Origin of the sequence: uncultured Shewanella sp., from assembly GCF_947501225.1 — a bacterium.
Lineage (GTDB): Bacteria > Pseudomonadota > Gammaproteobacteria > Enterobacterales > Shewanellaceae > Shewanella.
Window position 1 is genome coordinate 1 of the sequence record NZ_CANMUW010000019.1, and the last position, 21,924, is coordinate 21,924.

Consider the following 21,924-nt stretch of genomic DNA (forward strand, 5'->3'; position numbering starts at 1 on the left):
GATATCAATACTCAATTCAACTTCAGGTTTAACCTTGAGCCTGAGGACGCATCGCCGGGAACAGGATCACGTCTCTGATGGTGTGAGTATTAGTAAATAGCATCACCAGACGATCGATTCCGATACCCTGACCCGCTGTTGGTGGCAAGCCATGCTCCAGCGCAGTGATATAATCGGCATCATAGAACATGGCCTCATCATCACCGGCATCTTTTGCATCAACCTGCGCCTTAAAGCGACTGTCCTGATCCTGTGCATCGTTAAGCTCAGAGAAGCCGTTAGCCACTTCACGTCCGCCGATGAAGAATTCGAAACGATCTGTGATGAAGTGATTCTCATCGTTACGGCGTGCAAGCGGAGAGATATCCGCAGGGTAACCGGTAATGAATGTCGGTTGCATCAACTGAGGCTCGGCTGTTTCACCGAAGATCTCCTCAAGCAGCTGACCACAGGTCCAGAACTTCTCGATAGTCATGCCCAGGCTCTTGGCCAGGTTACGCATGAACTCAATGTCTTTCACCTCTTCGTAAGTCATAGACTGAATAGTGGCGTTGTCAGGATTATATTTCTTAATCGCATCCAACATGCTTAAACGTTCATATGGGCCGCCGAAATCAACAACATGCTCACCGTATGGCAGTTTTGGAGAGCCACAAAGCTCGGTTGCGATAGAGCTCAGCATCTCCTCGGTCAGGTCCATCAGATCTTTGTAATCTGCATACGCCATATAGAATTCCATCATAGTGAACTCTGGGTTATGACGAGGAGAAAGACCTTCGTTACGGAAGTTACGGTTAATTTCAAACACACGCTCGAAACCACCAACAACCAGACGCTTAAGATAAAGCTCAGGTGCAATACGCAGATACATAGCGATATCCAGCGCATTATGGTGCGTCTCGAAAGGACGAGCCGAAGCACCACCTGGAATGCTGTGCATCATTGGCGTTTCAACTTCCATAAATTCTTTTTTAACCATGAAGTTACGGATAGCGGAAACGACTTTAGAGCGCATAATAAAGGCTTCACGAGAGTCTTCGTTTACGATCAGGTCGATATAACGCTGACGGTAGCGGGTCTCCTGATCTGTCAGGCCATGGAATTTTTCCGGCAGAGGGCGCAGGGCCTTAGTCAACAGCTCATATTCTTCCATGTTTACATAAAGATCACCTTTTCCGGACAGGTGCAGCTGACCGGTAACACCGATAATGTCACCGATATCCAAGCCCTGGAACTTAGCCTTAAGATCTTTCTGTACATCTTTTCCAGCATAAGCCTGAATGCGACCGCTTACATCCTGAATAACAAGGAAAGGACCACGCTTAGCCATGATACGGCCGGCGATGCTGCGCTGTACTCCTAACTCTTCAAGCTCCGCTTTGCTCTTATGACCATACTCGGCCTGAATGTCTGCCGCTTTGTGTTTACGATCGAAGGTGTTCGGGTGACCATTTGCAGGGCAGTTTTCGCGAATGTGCTCAAGCTTAGCACGTCGCTCTGCAATTAATTTATTCTCATCTTGTACTTGTTCAGTCATCTTCTTCTCTCGTAAATGTTACAGATCACACATTAAAATTAATTAGTTAGCTATTCAGCTAAATATCTCTTACAGGCCAGACTTAAGACTGGCTTCGATAAACTTGTCCAGATCGCCATCGAGAACACTCTGGGTATTACGACTCTCGACACCGGTACGCAGGTCTTTGATACGCGCATCATCCAGAACGTATGAGCGGATCTGGCTACCCCAACCGATATCAGATTTGGCATCTTCCGCAGCCTGCTTATCTGCATTCTGTTTAAGCATCTCTAACTCATACAACTTAGCTTTAAGTTGTTTCATGGCTGAGTCACGGTTCTTATGCTGAGAACGGTCATTCTGGCACTGAACCACGGTATTGGTCGGTACGTGGGTAATACGAATAGCCGACTCAGTTTTGTTCACGTGCTGTCCACCGGCGCCCGAGGCGCGGTAGGTATCGACTCTCAAGTCGGCCGGATTGATATCGATCTCGATGGAGTCATCGATCTCCGGGTAGACAAATACCGAACAGAAAGAGGTATGACGCTTACCAGAGGAGTCAAACGGTGACTTACGCACTAAACGGTGAACACCGGTTTCGGTTCTCAAAGAACCAAAAGCATATTCACCGGTGAATTTAATCGTCGCGCCTTTAATTCCCGCTACGTCGCCGTCGGTTACTTCGATAAGTTCCGGCTTATAGTCGTGGGCTTCTCCCCAACGAAGGAACATACGTAACACCATATTGGCCCAATCCTGAGCCTCGGTACCACCCGAGCCCGACTGGATATCCAGGTAGCAATCGGCAAGATCGTGAGGGCCGGAAAACATACGGCGAAATTCCAACTCTTCGAGTCGCTTCTCCAGACCATCAAGCTCTGCGCTGGCATCATCGAAGGTCTCTTCATCTTCCTCTTCGACAGCAAGCTCAAGCAGGTCCTGAACATCTTCAAGGCCCGAATCCATATCATCGATCGTCTTTACCACGGCTTCTAAAGAGGAGCGCTCTTTACCTAAAGCCTGAGCATTTTCCGGATTGCTCCATACTTCCGCACTTTCCAATTCCGCACAAACTTCTTCCAGACGCTCTTTCTTAGCATCGTAGTCAAAGATACCTCCGAAGTAGAAGGGTGCGCTCGGCAAGGTCTTTGATTTTAAATTTAACCGGATTTACTTCAAACATAACTCTTCTACTTTAAATACGTGGGGCAGAGACTGCAAACCCGTTATTTTAACCCAATAGTGGCATTTCGACCAGACCATGAAGAGGATGAATTGCGGTTATTTCAACCTTTATTTCAACTGGGTGAGTTCAGGTTATTGGCCAATCTCCTCCTTAATCAAAAGCTAATAAAGACACAAAGCTTAGATCTCCTGTCTATACTTCCAACATGAATGAAAAAACTCCTACATGCTGCTATCACGAAGATGAAGGTTTTTCCTGCTCAGAGCCTGCGGGAAGCTCTGGCTTATGCTACTGGCATGACCCCAAAATTGTTAAGGATAAGCCCGAAGATATTAAGAACTTAGAAAATTTTGCCCGTAATGGGGGCATGCTAAGAGGGCTGGCACTAAAACGTGCAAAGCTACCGGGTATCGATCTGGTCAGGCATCATCAAAAGACTGGCTTCGACATGACTCATGCCGAACTATATCGCGCCGATCTACAAGGTGCACACCTTTTCAACCTCAATCTACACAATGCCAGTTTAATGAAGGCCGATCTCAGGGATTCAAATGTTCACTGCGCTAATTTGGTAGGTACAAACCTACTCGGCATCAAATGGAATGGAGCCAAGATAGAAAACATCTCCACCGGGAGTAAGCTTAAGCAGGAGATACTGGCATTAGAAGCCGAACGTGTAGGAGAAAAAGAGATAGCCAGAGATTACTTTGAGCAGGCCGAAGAGATCTACCGGGACCTGCGAAAGGCTGCCGATCGTGAAGGCCTGTTTGCTATGTCCGGAGACTATATACGCAAAGAGCTCACCATGCGGCGTCATCAGATGCCCAAATATAGCTTCCACCGAATAATTTCGAAAATGATCGATATATTCTGTGGCTACGGAGAAGCCCCACTGCGGGTGATAGGCTTTTCCATGGGGCTTATCATAACCTGCGCCATCTTTTATCTTTTTACTGGGCTGAACTACGATGGCAAGACTCACATCTTTGAGATGAGCAACGATTTCTCCACCAATTTATACCTCTTCTTCAATTGCATCTATTACTCGGTGGTGACCTTCACCACATTGGGATATGGCGACTTTACCCCCATCGGCTTATCCCGGGCCATCGCAGCGATAGAGGCTTTTACCGGGAGCTTCACCATAGCTCTGTTTGTGGTGGTTTTTGTGAAGAAGATGACAAGGTAGCGGCCACAGCGACAATCTTTTAGCACGGCCCCATTCTCTGAGCTTGATCACATCAGCCACCAGCAACACCACCCCGACACCACATTCACCCCACTCTTTGTGAACCTCCCTGCAGAATGGGTGATAAATGATACTGCTTAGACCTGATACACAAAGCGCCGTGGTTATACTCACCGGAACTAAAATGACCTCTTTATCGCTCATGACTTACAGAGCACTCCCCCCTACGGATCCTACGGATAAAGAGACCTCATTGTACCAACTAAGAAGTGCCAACTAACAAAGCTCGCTCCTGATAGCTACTAAATAACTAAGGCTGATACGATGAAAACAGTGAAAATCGACGGTACCCTGCTATCGGCTCGTCCGGAACAACTCCTGATAGACATAGCAAGAGAGGCGGGGATAACGATTCCCAGCCTATGTGAGCGCCCACTCACGGATAAACAAAGCAAGACGAATGAAGAGAAAAGCCACTGCAATCTCTGTGTCGTAGAGATACATACTCAGGACACAGGTTCCGAAACACACAGTAGTAACGCCACAGTGAGAGCATGTGAAACCACACTGGGTGAACTCTGCAGCAAGGCCACAACGAACACAGACACCCCAATTGAGGTTATTACTCAATCGGCCTACCTTAGTCAGATGCGGCAAGCTTCGCTGACTGAAATCTTAAGTGACCACTTTGCCGATTGTGAAGCCCCCTGCCAGCAAGCTTGTCCTGCGGGTGTCGATGTACAGTCCTACCTGTTTCATATCTCCCAGGGCAACCATAAAGAAGCCGTTAAGGTGATCAAACAAACGCTACCGCTACCTCTGTCCATCGGCAGAGTGTGCCCTGCATTTTGTGAAACTGAGTGCCGACGAGGGCTGATCGACGAGCCGATAGCGATCAGACAACTGAAACGACATGCGGCAGATTTGGATATCGCAGACAGTGATAGCTATGTTCCGCCAAAGTTGCCGGCAACCGGAAAAAGAGTCGCCATCATAGGAAGTGGTCCGGCGGGGATCACGGCCGGCTACTATCTGTCAAACTCCGGCCACGATGTCACCATCTACGAATCTATGCCAAAAGCCGGTGGTTGGCTGAGATACGGTATTCCGGAGTATCGTCTGCCAAAGGCGATACTCGACAAAGAGATAGATCTGCTTTGCAGAAACGGATTAAACATAGAGACCAATGTCAGGCTGGGTAAGCAGATCCATCTTAAACAGCTTGTCGAGGATTTCGATGCCATCTGCCTGGCTATCGGTGCACAAAAAGCGGTACCCATGAACTATCCGGGTATCGATCTCCAAGGATGTTACCTTGGGGTCGATTACCTTAAGGATCACTGTACAGAGAAACGACTCAGCACGGGGAAAAAGGTGGCCGTGATCGGTGGTGGAAACACCGCGATAGATTGCGCCAGAACCGCAAAGCGTGACGGTGCCGATGTCACCCTGATCTACCGCCGCACCCGTGATGAGATGCCGGCCGAACCCTACGAGATAGAGGAGGCGGAGCACGAAGGAATAAACTTCCACTTCCTGACAAACCCGGTCGAAAACCACAGTGATGCCAACGGCAGAGTATGCAGTATAACCCTGGAGAAGATGGCGTTGGGTGAGCCGGATGCCACAGGCAGAAGATCCCCGGTAGCCACCGGAGAATTTTTTACCCAGGCCTTCGACACAGTGATCCCGGCTGTCTCCCAGATGCCCGATATGGAATTTCTCAAGCATCCCGAGAGCCAACTCACCACAGGTAAGCTCGCCCTTACCCGCTGGAATACATTCGAAGGCTGCAGCCATACGATGTCGGCAGGAATCGACAAACTCTTCGTATTAGGCGACTCCAGAACGGGGCCGGCTACTGCCGTCGCCGCCGTCGCCGACGGCAGAAAGGCCGCTCAGGCCATCGAAAAATTACTGAATCAGGGTCTGGCCTGTGAGCTTAGCCCTAAGCAATTTAATGCTACTAAAGCCGATGAAAGCAGCAAACTTTCTGCGGCGATTTATCCAGATATAAAGCAACGCTCAAGGGCCAGGATGTTGGAACTGGGCCTTAAAGAGAGACGCTTCAATTTCGATGAAATTGAGCTCGGCTTCGAGCCCGATCAGGCGATGCAGGAGGCCGCACGCTGCCTCGAATGTGCCTGTCAGGCGAATACCGACTGCAAGCTGCGCGATTATGCAACCGAATACCGGGTCGATAGTGCTTCCCTTGCCAAACGTAAAGCGGCGGACGCACCGAGACAGTTCAGTGTGGACACCAGTAGTCCCTTTATCACATTCGACCCTAACCGCTGTATCAGCTGCGGTGCCTGTGTCGAAGTTTGTCAAGAAAGAGATGGCCATAATGCCATCAGCTTTGCACCGGATAACTATCAGGCGCTGCCGAGCGAAGTGGCCAGTGAACTGAGTAGACGTGCCCCTCGTGCAGGCTTTACCGCCTCGATGAATGACAGTGACTGTGTACAGTGTGGTAGCTGTGTTCAGGTCTGCCCGACCGGTGCCCTGGTCGATGCCAGAGATAAGACCCAGGGAGTAGAGGCTAAGCTGAAAGAGGTGTCTACCATCTGTACCTATTGCGGTATCGGCTGTCGCCTGAAGATGCATGTCGATGAAACCGACAACAAAATCAAGCGAATTAGCGGCGACTCCCGCTCACCGGTAAATCGTGGAATGCTCTGCGTCAAAGGACGGTTTGGCTTCGATTTTATCGACAGCGAGCAGAGGTTGACTCAGCCTCTTATCCGTAAAGAGGGAGTGCTGGTTCCGGCCAGCTGGAGTGAGGCTATCGATGTTATCACCGCCAGACTCAAGCAGATCATCGAAAAACAGGGAAGCAATGCCGTTGCCGGCCTGGCTTCTGCAAAAGCCACAAACGAAGATAACTATCTGTTTCAAAAGTTATTCAGAAGTGTCATCGGCACCAACAACATAGATCACTGCGCCAGATTGTGCCATGCGTCGACCGTTACCGCGCTCTATGACAGTCTAGGCAGCGGCGCCATGAGCAACGATATCCCGGGGATTGAAGATTCAGACCTCATCTTTATCTTAGGCTCAGATACCAGTAATGCCCATCCCATCATAGCCTCACGTATTAAGGAGGCTATTCGTGACCATGGAGCCAGGCTGATCGTTGCCGACCCCAAACGGGTCGATATTGCCGACCATGCCGGCCTCTATATTAAACACAAGCCCGGTACAGACGTGATGCTGCTTAATGCCATCATGCAGCAGATCATCGCTAACGACTGGCACGATAAAGAGTATATCCGTGAGAGAGTCGATGGCTTCGATGCCCTTTATGAAGAGGTGATGAAGCCGGATTACAGTCTCAGTAATGCTGAGCTTATTACCGGGGTTAGTACGGCAGAAATCCTCACAATGGCTCAGATGATAGGCACAGCTGAGAAGACCGGGGTCTACTACGCCATGGGGATCACCCAACACACCTCGGGCCACGATAATGTAACCGCTATCTCTAACCTTCAACTGTTGTGCGGTAATATCGGGGTTCGTGGTGCAGGTATCAATCCACTACGGGGCCAGAGTAATGTCCAGGGAGCCTGCGATATGGGTGCGCTGCCCGATTACTTCAGCGGCTACCAGAGAGTCGATGATCCCCAGGTACAGAGGCACTTTAAAGCTCTCTGGGGCAATGACAGCTTGCCCACACAGACAGGCATAGCGGCAACAGAGATGATGACCTCAATTCTCAAGGGTGAAGTAAACGCCCTCTATGTTATGGGTGAGAATCCGGTGCTAAGCGATCCGGATCAAGCTCATGTACTTGAGGCATTGAAAGCGGTCGAGTTCATGGTGGTACAGGATATCTTTCTGACTGAAACCGCCGAGCTTGCCGACGTGGTCCTACCGGCTCTGACTTTTGCCGAAAAAACGGGACATTTTACCAATACAGAGCGCCGCGTACAGCAGCTGCAACCAGCGGTGAAAGCGCCGGGTATAGCCAAGGATGACTGGCAGATAGTTCAAGAAGTTGCCAAGGGCTTAGGTGCCCGGTGGAGCTACCACGACGAGAAGGCGATCTGGCAGGAGATCACTCAGGTTACCCCTCAGTATCGGGGAATAAGCTGGCAATCTGTCGACGCCACAACTGAACCGGGTATCGAAGGGGTCCAGTGGCCCTGCCCAACAGAGGAGCATCCGGGCACTCCCGTACTGCATACCCGTCAATTCACCCGCGGCCGTGCGATGATGAGAGCCGTCGGTTATACGCTTCCGGCAGAGGTGCCCTGTGACGAATACCCATTCACCCTGTCGACGGGGCGTCTGCTCGAACAGTTCCATACCGGAACACTCACCAGAAAGACGGCCGGGCTCGATGAGTTAGGCTCGCCTAAGGTGATGATATCAGTCTATGATGCTGAAAGTTTAGGCGTCAGCAATGGAGATATGCTCAAGTTATCGACCCGTCGCGGCGATATTGAGATTAGAGCATTCGTGACTAAGCGGGCTCAGAGTGGCGTGCTGTTTCTGCCCTTCCACTTTGCAGAAGCTGCGGCGAATAAGCTGACCATCAATGCACTGGATCCTGTGGCCAAGATCCCTGAGTTTAAGATCTGCGCCGTGAAAGTGGAGAAGCTTGAACCTGCCTGTGTGTAACAAGGAGCTTGAAGGGTAGTGATAAAAAGAGGGAGGCTATCTGCTTCCCTCCTTCTCGACTTAACCTCATGATTACACCTTAAACTGACCGACAAGATCGCCGAGGTTATCCCCCTCCCGGGCAAGCTTCTGACTCACACCGGAAGTGTTTTGGCTCGAATTCATCAACTCATTGACAATATCCTGTATCGCAAAGACATTACGGTTGATCTCCTCTGTCACCGAACTCTGCTCGGTAGCGGCAGTGGCGATCTGTGTACTCATATCGTTAATCGATGTCACGGCAGAAGTTACCGCCCCCAGACTCTCGGAGATGGCCCTTGATGACTCTACCGAACGCAAACAACTCTGCTGACTGGCCTCCATGGTACTCACAGCCAGCGATACCAGGTTGTGAAGTTCGCTGAGCATCTCATTGATCTCTAAGGTACTCGCCTGAGTTCTGCTGGCTAAACTACGTACCTCGTCGGCAACGACCGCGAAACCGCGCCCCTGCTCACCCGCCCGTGCCGCTTCAATGGCCGCATTTAATGCTAACAGGTTAGTTTGCTCGGCGATGCCGCCAATCACACTTAACACACTGTTTATCTTCTGTGATTGCTCACTCAGAGAGTTTATATGCTCGGCAGCCGTGTCTATCTCAGCCATCAATGATGACACTTCCGTTAGTGAGGTATCGACACAGTCCTGAGCCGTAGTCACATCACCCGTTGCGGCAAGTGTGGCCTCGGCAACCTGAGATGTATTTTGCGCAACCTCACTCGCCGTCGCCGACATCTGGGTGATAGCGGTAACAACCTGATCCGTTTCGTTATTATGATTGGCCAACTGCTCGGCCATCATCTGGGTCTGACTGTTGATATCACCCGCGCCACTCTTAACCTCTTGGGTGACATTGGTGACATCCTGAATGATCCCCTGCAGCTTATCGACAAACAGGTTAAATGCACGGCCCAGCTGGGCTATCTCATCACGCCCCTGAACATCAAGACGCTTAGTCAGGTCTCCCTCTCCCTTGGCAATATCCTCTAAATTGGTCACCATATTCCGGATAGGCAGCACCATACGTTGAGCAGCAATAAGCACACCAACGGCGGTCACTAAACCCAGAACAAGGGTAAAGATAAATATGGTTAATGCCTTACTCTGCATATGTTCGGTGATAGTGTTACCAAAATCGGTGATCTCCTCCTCGATATCATCCATATAAGCACCGGTACCTATCATCCAATCGGTGTTGGGGATCATAGCCGCATAACTAATCTTAGGCACCAGCTCGGTCACCCCGGGCTTCTTGTGGTGATAAGTAAAGATCCCTTTACCGCTTTTAGCCGCCTCGAGCAGACCTACAATGACTTTTTTCCCATTGGGATCTGTCATGCCTATGTTATTCATCCCCTCTTTTTCCGGGGTCGCGCCATGGAAGATATTGATACCCTGCTCATCATAGATAAAGAAGTATCCTGATTTACCGAAACGTACTTTTCTCAGCGCGGCCTTGGGATCTCCCTCCTCCCCCAAAGATAACTGATAAGCCACGACCTGAACTGCAATCTCAACCTCCTCCTGAAGCTGGCTCTTACGGGCCTCAAGAAGCTTGTCCCTGAAGGAGACAATATCCTGCTCCAGGTTGGTCGACTCAATACGATAAGAGACAGCCATCAGGCACACAAAGACTAACACTAAAGGAAGCAGCGCGAATAACAGCAGTTTATTTTTCAAACTCATGTTTAGCATATCAATACTCTCCCCTGAACGACCCGCCGGGTAATTAAGTGCCTATTCAGAATATAGTATAGATGATATGTACTTTTGGTTATGTTTTAAGCAGAGATAATCAGACTAAAGCATGACTAAAACATGTTTTACCATTACGCCGCTGATGCAGCCCCGGCGCAGATAAACAGAGCTACCATCATCAGGATATGGGGCTTAAATAGCTTGAGCAGGCCAAACCCTGCGGCCACCAAAATCATGTCGGTCGCCGAGAGCACAGAACTGATAAAAATCGGCTGATAAAGGGCTGCGAGCAGAAAGCCAACCACGCAAGCATTGACACCGGCAACCGCGCCTGCGATCTGCACTCTGTTACTGAGCTGATGCCAGCTCTCTAAAGCCACCAGCATAAGCAGGAAGCCGGGCAGAAATATTGCCAGCGTTGCAATTATGGCTCCGGTTAAGGGCTGAGCCTGCCAAAGCTCGCCGCCAAGAAAAGCGGCAAGGCTAAACATAGGTCCGGGCACGGCTTGAGCCAAGGCATAACCGGTTAGAAACTGGTCATTGCCGATCCCATCACCAACACTCGACTGAAGCAGCGGCAGCACCACATGCCCGCCACCAAATACCATGCTGCCAACCTGAAAGAAGTGTGCAAACACCTGCGCTAAGCCCGAAATTCCTCTATCTGATCCTGAGGAGACGACAACAGATGAGGCGATAAGCATAAGCACAAAAAACCCCAACCACAGATAGTTGAGCCCGATGGGGGTCCTGGTTTCCTCCACGGTGCTATCCACATCTGCCAACCACTGTTTCCCCGCAACCGCAGCGAAAATAAGCAGCGCAAACTGCACTCCGATCCCGGGCTGAAGTAAGATAGCCACACAGCCAACAACCATGAGTAACTTCGCCGGCTTTCGTTTACAAAACTGCCTGGACATTATCCACACGGCATCGGCAACTACGACCACAGCCAAAAGTTTCAAACCATGGATGATCCCTTGCGTCATCGGGTACTCCAGCCAGACACCGCTGGAGACTACGAGCAGAAAAAGTAAGCTAAAAGACGGTAGAGTAAAGCCGGCAAATGCCGCCAGACCACCGGCAAGTCCCCCCCGGTGATAACCGATGGCGAACCCAACCTGACTCGAACCGGGTCCGGGTAAAAACTGACTCAAGGCAACAAGGCCTGCATAATGTTTGTCATCCAACCAGGCAAGATCCCGGACGAATGTCTGCCTGAAGTATGCGATATGAGCCGCAGGCCCACCGAAAGAGATCAAACCTAAAGAGAGAAAACGGAAAAAGATTTGCAACATAAAAGTCGGGATAGTGAGCTAAATTTCCCTGAGTCTAGCAGTTAAATATGACGAGAAGATGAAGTGAACCGAAAGGGTCAACCGAGCGGAATTTTATCTACATTGCCAAGGGGAGTTCGCTTTCCAATCAGTGCCTCCACCCAAGCAACCACCTCTTTTGCAGTCTCTCTGAAAGTCGTCAACTTTCCACCATAAAGGCTCAATATTCTGGGGTGGGAGCGACGCTTTAAAAAGGATATCTCTCTTGGGCTCTCAAATGTACTGCCGCTATGCTTAGGCAAGACTCTAACACCACAAAAGGTCCCCACTATCTGCTGCTCAAGCTTTTCAAGGCTACCACATCCTGGGAAATAGTGCCTGTAGATGCCCAACAGATAGTACTTCTCTTCACGCGTGGGGCTTGGATGATGGTTCATATGCTCTAAATTTGTTTCGGTTGTTCCAAGCAGGGTTTTTCCCCTCCATGGCATAACAAACACGACCCGCTTGTCGAAACATGACTCCAAATACAAGATGCCATCGGGAGGGGAGATATCGAGCAACAGATGAGTGCCCTGAACTAACTCCACCTCCTCTTTTGCCATAGGAGGAGAGACACAATCGAGGAGTTCATTAACCCAGGGGCCGGAAGCATTAATCACAGATGCAGCCTGCAACATCATCTCTTGACCCCGCTGTGAATATCTCACCTCACAATGCTCCCGTCTATGGGTTATCGATTCACAGGTCGCTTGCTGCAGTATCTTTGCCCCCAGCGACTCCGCACTCTTTATCACTGCCTGGGTCAACGCCTTGTCATCGGTTTGCGCATCCCAATATTGAAATACCGCCTTCAAGCCCTGAAGCTTTAAGCCGGCGATCCGCGACCAATGAACGGCAGGAATACTCTTAAACCTGCCTAAGGGATCTAACTCACTCAATAGTGCATAGAGGCTCAGGCCTGCTCGTACTGTCCACTGGTTACGATGACTATTATGATAGACAGGGATATAGAAAGGTACGGGCTTAACCAAAGAGGGGGCAAGGGTCAGCAAGCTTCGGCGCTCAGACAAAGATTTGCGCACCAGGGAGAGTTGACCGCTCTCAAGATATCTCAGGCCACCATGAATGAGTTTACTGGAGTTAGCCGAAGTTGCTCCACCAACCTCCCCCTTCTCCAGTAGCAAGACGCTAAAACCTGCGGCAGCGGCGCACTGGGCGATTCCGGCACCGTTGATTCCACCGCCAATGATGACCACATCCACCTTTTCCACGACATCTCCTTCTGAATCCCGTTACGCAAAAAGCAGGCACACCCTCAAGATAGCATGAACTTTAATCATTAACTCAATAAGTTATGATTTATCTCCCTCTAACCCTCTATAGATTTCATCACATAAAGCTTTAAGCTGCGCCAGGGATTGAGTCGACGACTCCACTTTACAGCGCATTAAACCGGGAACCTCCATCGCACAATCTCTTAACCTCGCCCCTTCGGCTGTTATATGCAATACCCTGACTCTTTCATCTTGTTCACTTCTGCCACGGGTAATTAGCCCCTTCCCCTCCAATCGTTTTAACAGGGGAGTCAGGGTGCCTGAATCCAGGTGGAGCTTATCGCCTAAGGTTTTAACACTGATACCTTCATGCTCCCAGAGAACTAACATGGCTAAGTATTGCGGATAGGTCAGCTCCAACTTACTGAGAAGGGGACGATAGGCCCTCACCATAGCATTAGCCGCACTATAGAGTGAGAAGCAGATTTGGTTATCCAGTGACAATGGATTGCCGGCTTTTTCTGTAGTCATAGTTGAGTAAAGTTCTTTATTCAGTTGCGCACAATATACTTCTATCTCACCGGTAGATCGATAACTTTACCCAAAAAATATCCTCTCATATCGGCAAAACAGTTATATCTGCACAATATTTTTACCATCTTATTAGCAAGGCCTCTAGCGCCAATAAAGAGGCGCCACAAGAGAGAGTGACGATTCTCACCGGCGCGGGAAGCCGTCAGCTTTCTGACTCTGCAATGAATATAAAAGCTCCTTCACCTATCCATAAAAATTCTCATATTATTATGAATTGATTTTCATCCGGCATTAGCTTAAATTTGCGCCTAAAATATGGAATACAGTTAGTAAAAAATGGTTACCCAGAGTTACTAACCAGATAATTGCTTCAATGGAGTTGAAAATGAAAGCAGGAATCGCTGTTTTATTTCTGATCTGCGCATGGAACGTTTCCGCGCAATGTGACAATAATATTTACCTGACCTCAATCCCTTACGCTAAAAATAGCTCCTACTTTCCTGCCAAATACTCGAAAGAGCTGGATACAGTGCTCGATCAAACCTCGGCCAGCGAGGGATACCTGTTGCTCGAGTTTCAAGTCACACAACAGGTGGATGTCGAAAGCAGAAAGTACAATATGTGGCTCGCCGGTCGCAGAATAAACAGGGTGAAAACATACCTGAACAGCTTAAGCTTTCCCTCACCTATCGTCAGCAAAATACTGACGGCGGGCACACAGGAGAGGCGGGATGTCAGTATCAGTTGGTGCAAGCGTTCTGAAGATGCCAGTTCTACGGCTATCGCCGATAATGGAAAATATAAGGCCAGTGATTCGAGGGCGAATCACGCGCCACATTGATACCAAAGCAGAGATATGTTCCTTAACTGTTTTAATCTTGACAGCTTCTGCCCTGTGGCCGACACGCATAATTAGCACTTGGCTTAGTTTCCACAGCAGGGCAGATACTATTTAGCAGTGAGAGACCCATAAACCCCGAATAAGTTTAATAATTTTTTTTTAAACACGCCCCAGTTCCCAAATCCGAATGTTTCGAGATTTACGTTGCAACTATTGAACACAAATTTATCTATCCAGCTAACAAAGCGTAAAATATTAGCATATCCCATTATCCTCAACCGATGCCATCCCATGGGAGGGAACATGGTCAGAACCATTCTATTACTCATTTTATTCTGCTTCAGCTCGTATTCAACAGCGACATATGCTGCCACCGCCAACTCAGAAACAGGCTCCTCACAAACCTGGCATTACACCAACGAGGCTGGCGAGCTGAAGGTAAAGCTTTACTTTTTCTGGTCTAAGACCTGCCCTCACTGCGCTGAGGCTCACCCGTTTATCGACTCGCTCCCCCAAAGGTATCCCTGGATAGAGTTAGAGTCGTATATGGTTTCAGAACCCGGCTCAATGAAGAAGTGGAAACAGATCTCGGCATTAACCGAGACCGAGGCAAGATCTGTCCCCTATATGGCCTCCTGTGAAAAGGCCGTGATCGGCTACAGCAGTGAAGCAGTGACAGGACAGTACTTACTACAGAACCTGAAAACCTGTTACCAATCTTTAGGCGGAACACTCGACCCTAATGACGATTATCAACCTGTCGCGTCAACACCTGCAAGCGATGCACCTTTGTTCGGTACCTGTAGTGATACCAGCGGAGATGAAGCTGGTGCCGGTACCTGCGATATGGGCTTTGGCGAGAGTCAGGCCAACACCAGTTCAGTTCAACCGGTCGAGCTGCCTTTGATTGGTGTTGTACATCCTGAACAGCTATCACTGCCTCTGCTGACAATCGTACTTGCGGGTGTGGATGCATTTAACCCCTGTGCCTTCTTCGTGCTGCTGTTCCTGCTTTCGATCATGGTCAATGCGAAGAGTCGAAGCCGTATGCTTATCGTCGGCGGAATATTCGTATTCTTTTCAGGCTTTATCTACTTCCTCTTCATGATCGCCTGGCTCAATATCTTTGAACTTCTCGGTGCCGGCAGCGATGGAGGGATGATCATTCTCGGGGCGGGTATCCTGGCCCTGATTGCCGGTGCGATTAACCTCAAGGAGTACTTCTATACAAAGGGAGAGGTATCACTATCCATGTCGGCGGAAAACCGCACAGGACTAATCAAGCGTATGGGTAAACTCACCAGCGCCAGCTCGATGGCGGCGATGATAGTCGGCACAGTTGTGCTATCGATTTTAGCCAACGCCTATGAACTACTCTGCACCGCCGGTTTCCCCATGATCTACACCAGCGTACTGGCCATGCATGAGCTACCCGATATGGAACGATACTTCTATCTGGCTTTCTATAATATCGTCTATGTCATCCCATTAGCGATTATCGTTATCGCCTTCAGCGCAACTCTGGGTAAGCGCAAGCTAACCGAAAAAGAGGGACAAACTCTGAAGCTGATGTCCGGCATCATGATGGTAGGCCTGGGTGGCACGCTGGCGGCAGATCCCACTGCTCTGCAAAATGTGGCCCTTGCCATAGGCTTAATTCTCAGCTCAATCTTGCTGACCTTCATTATCACAATGACAAGGAAAACATTGGCAAAAGTTAAGGGATAATCGAACTCCCTGACTTCAGAAAAGAGTCCTGAAAAGGGTGCCCTGATCCGGCACCTTTTTTTTGCTACGACGTCACTTCTTTTTTGGCTCTTCAGGCTATTTATATTAAAGTTTGTCCATACGCAGCCGATAAACAGCTATCGAGATAGCAGGAGCAGAGCATGGCAGTAACAATTGGTACCCCAAATTTAGAGCCCAATATGAGTAATGGCAGCGTTGGTGTGAAGGTGGCGCAGCTGGCTAAAGGGCAGCAGGAAGCCGAAGGTGAGATAGCGCTCCAACTCATTCAAGCGGCCCAGCCCGCGACTCCTGCAGCCCCGGTGGGAAATTCAGGGCACAATATCAACATCAAGGTGTAAATTAGGGTAAAGCGCAACAAACCGTTAACTTCATTGAGGTTAACGGTTTATTTTAGTTGATTCCGGGGAAACAGGCTCATTTACCGATCAGCCCCTTCCATGAGATACGTTCAAAGAGTTCTTGTTGTCAGCCTTCGATATATCTATTCCTTCCCGTAGATTTTGCGCAATAGAGCAATCTGTCAGCTTCGCCGATAAACTCATCCGCACTCATCCCCTCCCGCCACTGGCATACGCCCTGGGAGACAGTGATATAGCGACCAAGTTCTGAGTCGGGATGAGTAAGCTTGGCCAGTGCGAGTTTCTGTTTCACCTTTTCAGCGACCCGACATGCGCCATTTAAATCGGTATCGGGAAGCAGCAACACAAACTCCTCTCCTCCATATCTGGCTGCAAGATCCCGCGGGCGATGACAGATATCATCAAGTAGCGCGGCGACCTCAATCAGACACTCGTCTCCCACCTGATGACCTGAGCTATCATTGAGACGCTTAAAGTAATCGATATCGATAAGGATAAGAGTCAGCGGATGACGGTTTCTTTCGGAAGCCCTGATCTCCTGTGACAATATCTCATCGAAATGACGGCGATTACTGATATTCGTTAAGCCATCGACAAGAGCCATCCTTCTGAACTGAGTCAGCAGATACTGTTTCTCCACATCCCGGACGACCGCCTTCCTGAACCAGGAGTACAACCCCTTCTGCCCCGTCACTAATATCGCAAGAAAACAGACCAGCTTTGTCGCCGGAAAAAGCGGGTTTGCAGGAATCTCAGTTAAGCGGATAAAGAAGCTGAACAGCATCAGTGGCAACACGGCCATCAACATGACTCTTCTGTCGGGAAACAATGCTATGGCAAAGGTGATTACCAAGACATCGACCAGCGACTCTACTCCTGTCAACGAGGCGTATTCGGCATACATCTCCCCCCCGTTATAAAACAGCTGCCAGAGCACAGATAACCAGGCCACGTCTAACATGAACAGGTAGATAAACAGTGTACTGTTTGAGACTTCGGTCCCCTTGAATATCCAGCTCAGCACAATGCCGACCGATGCAATAATCACAACGGGGGAGAGAAAAAGAGTGGCCTCACGCATGCTGAAAATTGGAGAAACTTGTATTAACGTATTGAGGAAGAAGACAGTGGACAAGAAAAGTGATATTAAGGTCGCCCACATCACTCCCTTAACCAAATAGTTGTGGGACTCTTTTGCCAGCTGAGACTCAAATGATGGAGTCATTTTATTTGAAGTGATGGTTTTAGACCCCTCAGAAGAAACTCGTTAAGCCGCGATTTAATCTGTTATTTCTTAATCAAACATGAAGTTATTATAAGCATCAGAGAAAAATCAGCCAAATTAACCTAACCGATAATTTTGCCGAAAGCTGTATAACAGAATAAGCCGGCTATCGGAGCCGGCTTATCTGTCATGCGGACGTGATGCGGTTAAGCTGCGACCTGGCTTTGCTCAGAGTCACCATGCCTGATCAGATAGTCGAAGGCTCCCAGAGAGGCGGTCGCACCACTGCCCATGGCAATAATGATCTGCTTGAAAGCCGAGTCAGTCACATCACCGGCGGCAAAGATCCCCGGCACTGACGTTTCTCCCCTTCCATCTACGATAACCTCGCCGCGTTCGGTCAGCTCGATGGTGCCCTTCAACCACTCAGAGTTCGGCACCAGGCCAATTTGCACGAAGATGCCGGCGAGCGCTATATGATGTGATTCGCCTGTCGTTCTGTCGGTGTAATTAAGTCCGTTTACACGCTTATCATCTCCGACGACTTCGGTCGTCATCGCCTGGGTAATGATTTCAATATTACCCATTGAGGCCGCCTTGCGTTGCAACACCTCATCGGCTCTTAGCTTGCTGTCGAACTCGAGTACGGTGACATGCTCGACGATATTTGCCAGATCGATGGCCGCTTCGATACCCGAGTTACCACCACCGATAACGGCGACACGTTTCCCCTTAAACAAGGGACCATCACAATGTGGACAATAAGCCACACCTTTACCACGATACTCCTGCTCCCCCGGCACATTCATTTCACGCCATCTCGCACCGGTCGCAAGAAGTACTGTCTTGCTCCTGAGCACGGCACCATTTTCCAACTCCAGCTCAAACAGCTCACCGGACTTAAGGCTTAACGCTCTTTGGTTATCCATAATGTCGACATCATACTCATGCACATGAGCTTCAAGATTGGCCACCAACTTAGGGCCCTCTGTCGCCTTTACCGAGATAAAGTTCTCAATGCCCACGGTTTCTGCGACCTGGCCACCAAACTTATCTGCAACAATTCCTGTACGTAACCCTTTGCGCGCCGCGTAGATAGCAGCCGATGCTCCGGCCGGGCCGCCACCAACGACTAAGACTTCGAAAGGTTCCTTTTCTGCCAGAGTCTCTGCCTGACGGGCTACGGCTCCAGTGTCTATTTTATTTAAAATTTCAGTCAGGCTTATCCGTCCCTGAGCGAAGAGTTCACCATTAAGGTAGACCGAAGGGACGGCTAAGATGTCGCGCTCGAACACCTCTGTCTGAAACAGAGAGCCATCGATCATCACATTGGTAATATTAGGGTTAATCGCCGCCATCATGTTTAGCGCCTGCACAACATCGGGACAGTTCTGGCAGCTGAGAGAAACATAGGTTTCAAAGTGGTATTCGCCCGGCAACGCCTTTATCTGATCTATAACATTGTCATCGAGCTTCAAAGGATGGCCGCCTGTATGAAGCAGAGCCAGAACAAGCGAAGTAAATTCGTGCCCCATAGGCAAACCGGCGAAAGTGATATCGGTCATGGTGTCAGCGTTGGTTACTTTCATCGAAGGCATACGCTTGCCTTCGGCTTCAGAAATGCTGACCAGTGGCGACAGGCTCTCGATATCCCGTGCTAAAGATTTCAGCTCTTGCGCTTTAGGGCTCTCATCTGCAGACACAACAAGTTCAACTGGGCGCTTGAGGTTTTGCAGATAGGTGTTCAGTTGATTCTTAAGGTTTGCATCTAACATGATAACTCCTAAAAATTGATACCTGTATCTTTGAGTACCAATAATAAAATGGGAAATAGAAAGAGTGGCCCGGTCAAAGCAGGGGGATTGTCCGAGCCATTTTAGAGATGAATAGTGATATTCACTGAAGTCACAGCCTGTCACTTCAGTAGCCGGTAGTAGGGAGATCTATACAGGGTATAGCTACCGGCTATCGCTGAACTTAGATCTTACCGACAAGGTCCAGAGAAGGCGCTAATGTATCAGCGCCTGGCTGCCATGCGGCAGGACATACTTCACCATCATGGCTGGCTACATACTGAGCAGCCTGAATTTTACGAACAAGTTCAGAAGCGCTGCGACCAATGCCTAAGTCATGAACTTCGCTGACCTTGATTTGGCCTTCAGGATTGATAACGAAAGTACCGCGAAGTGCTAAACCATCCTCTTCGATCATCACGCCGAAGTTACGGGAGATAACACCCGTTGGGTCACCGATCATTGGATACTGGATCTTGTTGATGGTGTCTGAAGCATCGTGCCATGCTTTGTGTGTGAAGTGTGTATCAGTAGAAACCGAGTATACTTCTACGCCCATCGCCTGTAGCTTCTCGTAGTGGTCGGCCATGTCGCCAAGTTCAGTCGGACATACAAATGTGAAGTCAGCCGGGTAGAAGAAAACAACCGACCACTTGCCCAGTAGGTCTTGCTCTGTAACCGGTACAAACTCACCCTTATGGAAGGCTGTCGCAGAGAAAGGCTTGATTTCGGTGTTGATGATAGATTGGTTCATGTAAAGCTCCGTTAAAGGTTATTAATTCTTCTCACTGACCCTGTATCTGATTGTCAGTTCGTTTTCGATGTGAAGATAATAACCAAGAGCATTAATTAAATATAACGAGTAAAATCTATTATCTTAATCGGTTTTTCAGAAAAACCGTTTTTGATGGCTAAACAGCCATAAACGGGGCGTTTATGGCTAAATAACCAACGCAACCTTAGATTACTCCCAGATATCGAAACGGGTCAAAGAGCGTCCCAGAGGAAAATCCAACTGTTGTGACAGACTATGAGCCTTACTCTTTAGCCCACTACTGCTGATATCTCTGGGGGTCTTACCTGCAAGTACGACCCAGTTGCCCCCCCCCGTCAGGCAGGCTCTGACTTCACTGAAATGTTTCTGCAGCAGAGACAATAATGCCCGGTTTTGGCTGTGCTCCTTCCAGCAATTCAATACCAGAAAGCCATCTGCCTTTAACAGCGATGCCGAGTTCTCGATAAACCCTTCCGACAGTTGGCTCTCATCCACACCATCACCATCATAGATATCGGCAAAGATAACATCGGCCTTCTTATGGTCGGCTTGCTGAAGAAAAAGGGCCGCGTCCTGGTGGATAATGGTTAGCTTCTTGCCAATCGGTAGTTGAAAAAAGCGTTTAGCCAGCTCAATCACCTTTAACCTGAGTTCGACGGCGGTCACTTTAATCCCCGTATCGAAATTGCGCAGGGCGTGGATCAAGCCACCGCCTCCTAAACCTAAGATAATGACTCGCTTAGGCTTAACAAACAGCAAGACTAACAGCATGGCCTGCAGATAGGTATGCTGAGGGATATGGGGTTCAAGTTTAAGTAACTTACTCTGCTCATCATTATCACCGAAGGAGAGCACACGCATCTGCTTATCATCCAGAACCATCAGTGGGCCGTGCTCATCTTCACATTGATGTAATATGTCTAAATCGGTCATGGGGTCTCCAAAAATTCGGCGTGTAGTATGCGCCATAACGGCAAAATTACACACTAAAATCACACTCGATTACGAGAAATCCCCCCAACCACTCGGTTCATTGATAAATAGAGGCGCCACTTCGTTACAAGAGTTAATTGAAAACCCGGATATGACGAAGAATAGAACGATAATCCTCAATAGAAAGCCAAACACAGCAGGTCCGGCAACAGTCACCTATGTCCCTCATCAATACTCACAAAAGTGAAACCTGAGCTTGTGAGCTAGCTCGCTATCCCTCTTTTTTTTGTCATTACAATCATGCCGCTTTCCATCCATGACTGATAAACACCGGAGCACGATGAAAAAAACACTTATTTCAATCACACTCGCCACAATTTTAACCAGCCAATTAAGCGGATGTATGGGACAGATGGGTCTCAGCGCCATGGTCACAAAGGGCAACCTGAGTGCAGTGGATAACCGCTATGGCAGAGCCGGAATGTTCGTCTTACTTAGCCCGGTCTACGGACTGGCGGCCACGGCCGACCTGTTCATCTTTAACAGCGTCGAGTTTTGGACCGGAACTAACCCCATCACCAAACGCTCGCCGGCAGTTGTTGATATGCCGGTGGAAGCGATCTTCAAGGTTAATCCACACTTAGATAAAGATCTCACCTCTGCGCCACTTGAGCAGGTTAAATTGACTAATGCCACCATGGAAGCAACCGGTGAAGATACGTTAGTGATGCTGCTGAACTTCGAAGATGGGAGTCAGCAGCAGATCTCAGGACATAAACAAGGTGATCAGCTTGAGCTCTACCTCGACAAGGTGTTTATTGCCAGAGTAAGTGTCAGTGAGCTGGCCAACTACACCGCCCAATAAACAAAATAGAACAGATAAGGGCCACATATGCTGGCC

Annotated in this window: 16 protein-coding genes; 6 read left to right on the top strand and 10 right to left on the bottom strand. The window is 49.1% G+C overall.

Features of this window, described 5'->3' with window-relative positions; all coding sequences use genetic code 11:
- Positions 1-28: 28 nt before the first annotated feature.
- Positions 29-1,537 (bottom strand): lysine--tRNA ligase, encoded by a 1,509-nt coding sequence (gene lysS, locus Q1B47_RS19150; protein ID WP_299797409.1) that lies wholly within the window; start codon positions 1,535-1,537, stop codon positions 29-31.
- A 69-nt stretch (positions 1,538-1,606) separates the two neighbouring features.
- A protein-coding gene (gene prfB / locus Q1B47_RS19155; protein ID WP_299797412.1) for a peptide chain release factor 2 occupies positions 1,607-2,705 on the bottom strand; the annotation gives its coding sequence in 2 pieces (ribosomal slippage) (positions 1,607-2,629 and positions 2,631-2,705; 1,098 coding nt in all).
- 208 nt (positions 2,706-2,913) lie between these two features.
- On the opposite strand from prfB, the gene Q1B47_RS19160 reads away from it, so the two are divergent.
- A complete protein-coding gene (locus Q1B47_RS19160; protein WP_299797415.1) occupies positions 2,914-3,897 on the top strand; it encodes an ion channel in 984 nt (327 codons plus the stop codon).
- A 324-nt stretch (positions 3,898-4,221) separates the two neighbouring features.
- Complete coding sequence (fdhF, locus tag Q1B47_RS19165; RefSeq protein WP_299797418.1) at positions 4,222-8,520, top strand: formate dehydrogenase subunit alpha; 4,299 nt, start codon at positions 4,222-4,224, stop codon at positions 8,518-8,520.
- A gap of 72 nt (positions 8,521-8,592) precedes the next feature.
- Here the strand turns inward: fdhF and Q1B47_RS19170 are convergent, their stop codons facing one another.
- The 4 genes from Q1B47_RS19170 to Q1B47_RS19185 all read right to left on the bottom strand — a co-directional run bounded on the left by Q1B47_RS19170 (position 8,593) and on the right by Q1B47_RS19185 (position 13,345).
- Positions 8,593-10,257, bottom strand: coding sequence for a methyl-accepting chemotaxis protein (locus Q1B47_RS19170; protein ID WP_299797421.1), 1,665 nt, complete (start codon positions 10,255-10,257; stop codon positions 8,593-8,595).
- Between the two features lie 134 nt (positions 10,258-10,391).
- On the bottom strand, positions 10,392-11,558 hold the full coding sequence (chrA, locus tag Q1B47_RS19175) for a chromate efflux transporter (RefSeq protein WP_299797423.1): 1,167 nt from the start codon (positions 11,556-11,558) through the stop codon (positions 10,392-10,394).
- A 77-nt stretch (positions 11,559-11,635) separates the two neighbouring features.
- Entirely contained in the window at positions 11,636-12,811 is a 1,176-nt protein-coding gene (locus Q1B47_RS19180; protein ID WP_299797426.1) for an FAD-dependent oxidoreductase, read from the bottom strand.
- 81 nt (positions 12,812-12,892) lie between these two features.
- Complete coding sequence (locus tag Q1B47_RS19185) at positions 12,893-13,345, bottom strand: MarR family transcriptional regulator (protein ID WP_299797429.1); 453 nt, start codon at positions 13,343-13,345, stop codon at positions 12,893-12,895.
- Positions 13,346-13,733: 388 nt separating this feature from the next.
- On the opposite strand from Q1B47_RS19185, the gene Q1B47_RS19190 reads away from it, so the two are divergent.
- The 3 genes from Q1B47_RS19190 to Q1B47_RS19200 all read left to right on the top strand — a co-directional run bounded on the left by Q1B47_RS19190 (position 13,734) and on the right by Q1B47_RS19200 (position 16,276).
- Entirely contained in the window at positions 13,734-14,189 is a 456-nt protein-coding gene (locus Q1B47_RS19190; RefSeq protein WP_299797431.1) for a hypothetical protein, read from the top strand.
- A 303-nt stretch (positions 14,190-14,492) separates the two neighbouring features.
- Positions 14,493-15,917, top strand: a complete 1,425-nt coding sequence (locus tag Q1B47_RS19195) for a cytochrome C biosynthesis protein (RefSeq protein WP_299797434.1) — start codon at positions 14,493-14,495, stop codon at positions 15,915-15,917.
- A 161-nt stretch (positions 15,918-16,078) separates the two neighbouring features.
- Positions 16,079-16,276 (top strand): cytoplasmic protein, encoded by a 198-nt coding sequence (locus Q1B47_RS19200; protein WP_299797437.1) that lies wholly within the window; start codon positions 16,079-16,081, stop codon positions 16,274-16,276.
- A gap of 127 nt (positions 16,277-16,403) precedes the next feature.
- Here the strand turns inward: Q1B47_RS19200 and Q1B47_RS19205 are convergent, their stop codons facing one another.
- From Q1B47_RS19205 to Q1B47_RS19220, 4 genes are all read right to left on the bottom strand, one after another.
- Complete coding sequence (locus Q1B47_RS19205) at positions 16,404-17,522, bottom strand: GGDEF domain-containing protein (RefSeq protein WP_299797440.1); 1,119 nt, start codon at positions 17,520-17,522, stop codon at positions 16,404-16,406.
- Positions 17,523-17,728: 206 nt separating this feature from the next.
- A complete protein-coding gene (gene ahpF, locus Q1B47_RS19210; RefSeq protein ID WP_299797443.1) occupies positions 17,729-19,297 on the bottom strand; it encodes an alkyl hydroperoxide reductase subunit F in 1,569 nt (522 codons plus the stop codon).
- Between the two features lie 202 nt (positions 19,298-19,499).
- Positions 19,500-20,069 (bottom strand): alkyl hydroperoxide reductase subunit C, encoded by a 570-nt coding sequence (gene ahpC / locus Q1B47_RS19215; RefSeq protein WP_299797446.1) that lies wholly within the window; start codon positions 20,067-20,069, stop codon positions 19,500-19,502.
- Positions 20,070-20,279: 210 nt separating this feature from the next.
- Positions 20,280-21,023 carry a spermidine synthase gene (locus Q1B47_RS19220; protein ID WP_299797450.1) on the bottom strand — a complete coding sequence of 248 codons (744 nt, stop codon included), beginning with the start codon at positions 21,021-21,023 and terminating at the stop codon, positions 20,280-20,282.
- Between the two features lie 340 nt (positions 21,024-21,363).
- Here Q1B47_RS19220 and Q1B47_RS19225 point away from each other — a divergent pair, with 340 nt between their 5' ends.
- Positions 21,364-21,888 (top strand): DUF3332 domain-containing protein, encoded by a 525-nt coding sequence (locus Q1B47_RS19225; protein WP_299797453.1) that lies wholly within the window; start codon positions 21,364-21,366, stop codon positions 21,886-21,888.
- The last annotated feature ends 36 nt before the right edge of the window (positions 21,889-21,924 follow it).

Coding starts and splice junctions, on each gene's coding strand:
- Q1B47_RS19190 (WP_299797431.1), top strand. CDS start 13,734: ATGAAAGCAGGAATCGCTGTTTTATTTCTGATCTGCGCATGGAACGTT.
- Q1B47_RS19195 (WP_299797434.1), top strand. CDS start 14,493: ATGGTCAGAACCATTCTATTACTCATTTTATTCTGCTTCAGCTCGTAT.
- ahpC (WP_299797446.1), bottom strand. CDS start 20,069: ATGAACCAATCTATCATCAACACCGAAATCAAGCCTTTCTCTGCGACA.
- lysS (WP_299797409.1), bottom strand. CDS start 1,537: ATGACTGAACAAGTACAAGATGAGAATAAATTAATTGCAGAGCGACGT.
- Q1B47_RS19170 (WP_299797421.1), bottom strand. CDS start 10,257: ATGCTAAACATGAGTTTGAAAAATAAACTGCTGTTATTCGCGCTGCTT.
- chrA (WP_299797423.1), bottom strand. CDS start 11,558: ATGTTGCAAATCTTTTTCCGTTTTCTCTCTTTAGGTTTGATCTCTTTC.
- ahpF (WP_299797443.1), bottom strand. CDS start 19,297: ATGTTAGATGCAAACCTTAAGAATCAACTGAACACCTATCTGCAAAAC.
- Q1B47_RS19185 (WP_299797429.1), bottom strand. CDS start 13,345: ATGACTACAGAAAAAGCCGGCAATCCATTGTCACTGGATAACCAAATC.
- Q1B47_RS19160 (WP_299797415.1), top strand. CDS start 2,914: ATGAATGAAAAAACTCCTACATGCTGCTATCACGAAGATGAAGGTTTT.
- Q1B47_RS19225 (WP_299797453.1), top strand. CDS start 21,364: ATGAAAAAAACACTTATTTCAATCACACTCGCCACAATTTTAACCAGC.
- Q1B47_RS19200 (WP_299797437.1), top strand. CDS start 16,079: ATGGCAGTAACAATTGGTACCCCAAATTTAGAGCCCAATATGAGTAAT.
- Q1B47_RS19205 (WP_299797440.1), bottom strand. CDS start 17,522: ATGACTCCATCATTTGAGTCTCAGCTGGCAAAAGAGTCCCACAACTAT.
- Q1B47_RS19220 (WP_299797450.1), bottom strand. CDS start 21,023: ATGACCGATTTAGACATATTACATCAATGTGAAGATGAGCACGGCCCA.
- fdhF (WP_299797418.1), top strand. CDS start 4,222: ATGAAAACAGTGAAAATCGACGGTACCCTGCTATCGGCTCGTCCGGAA.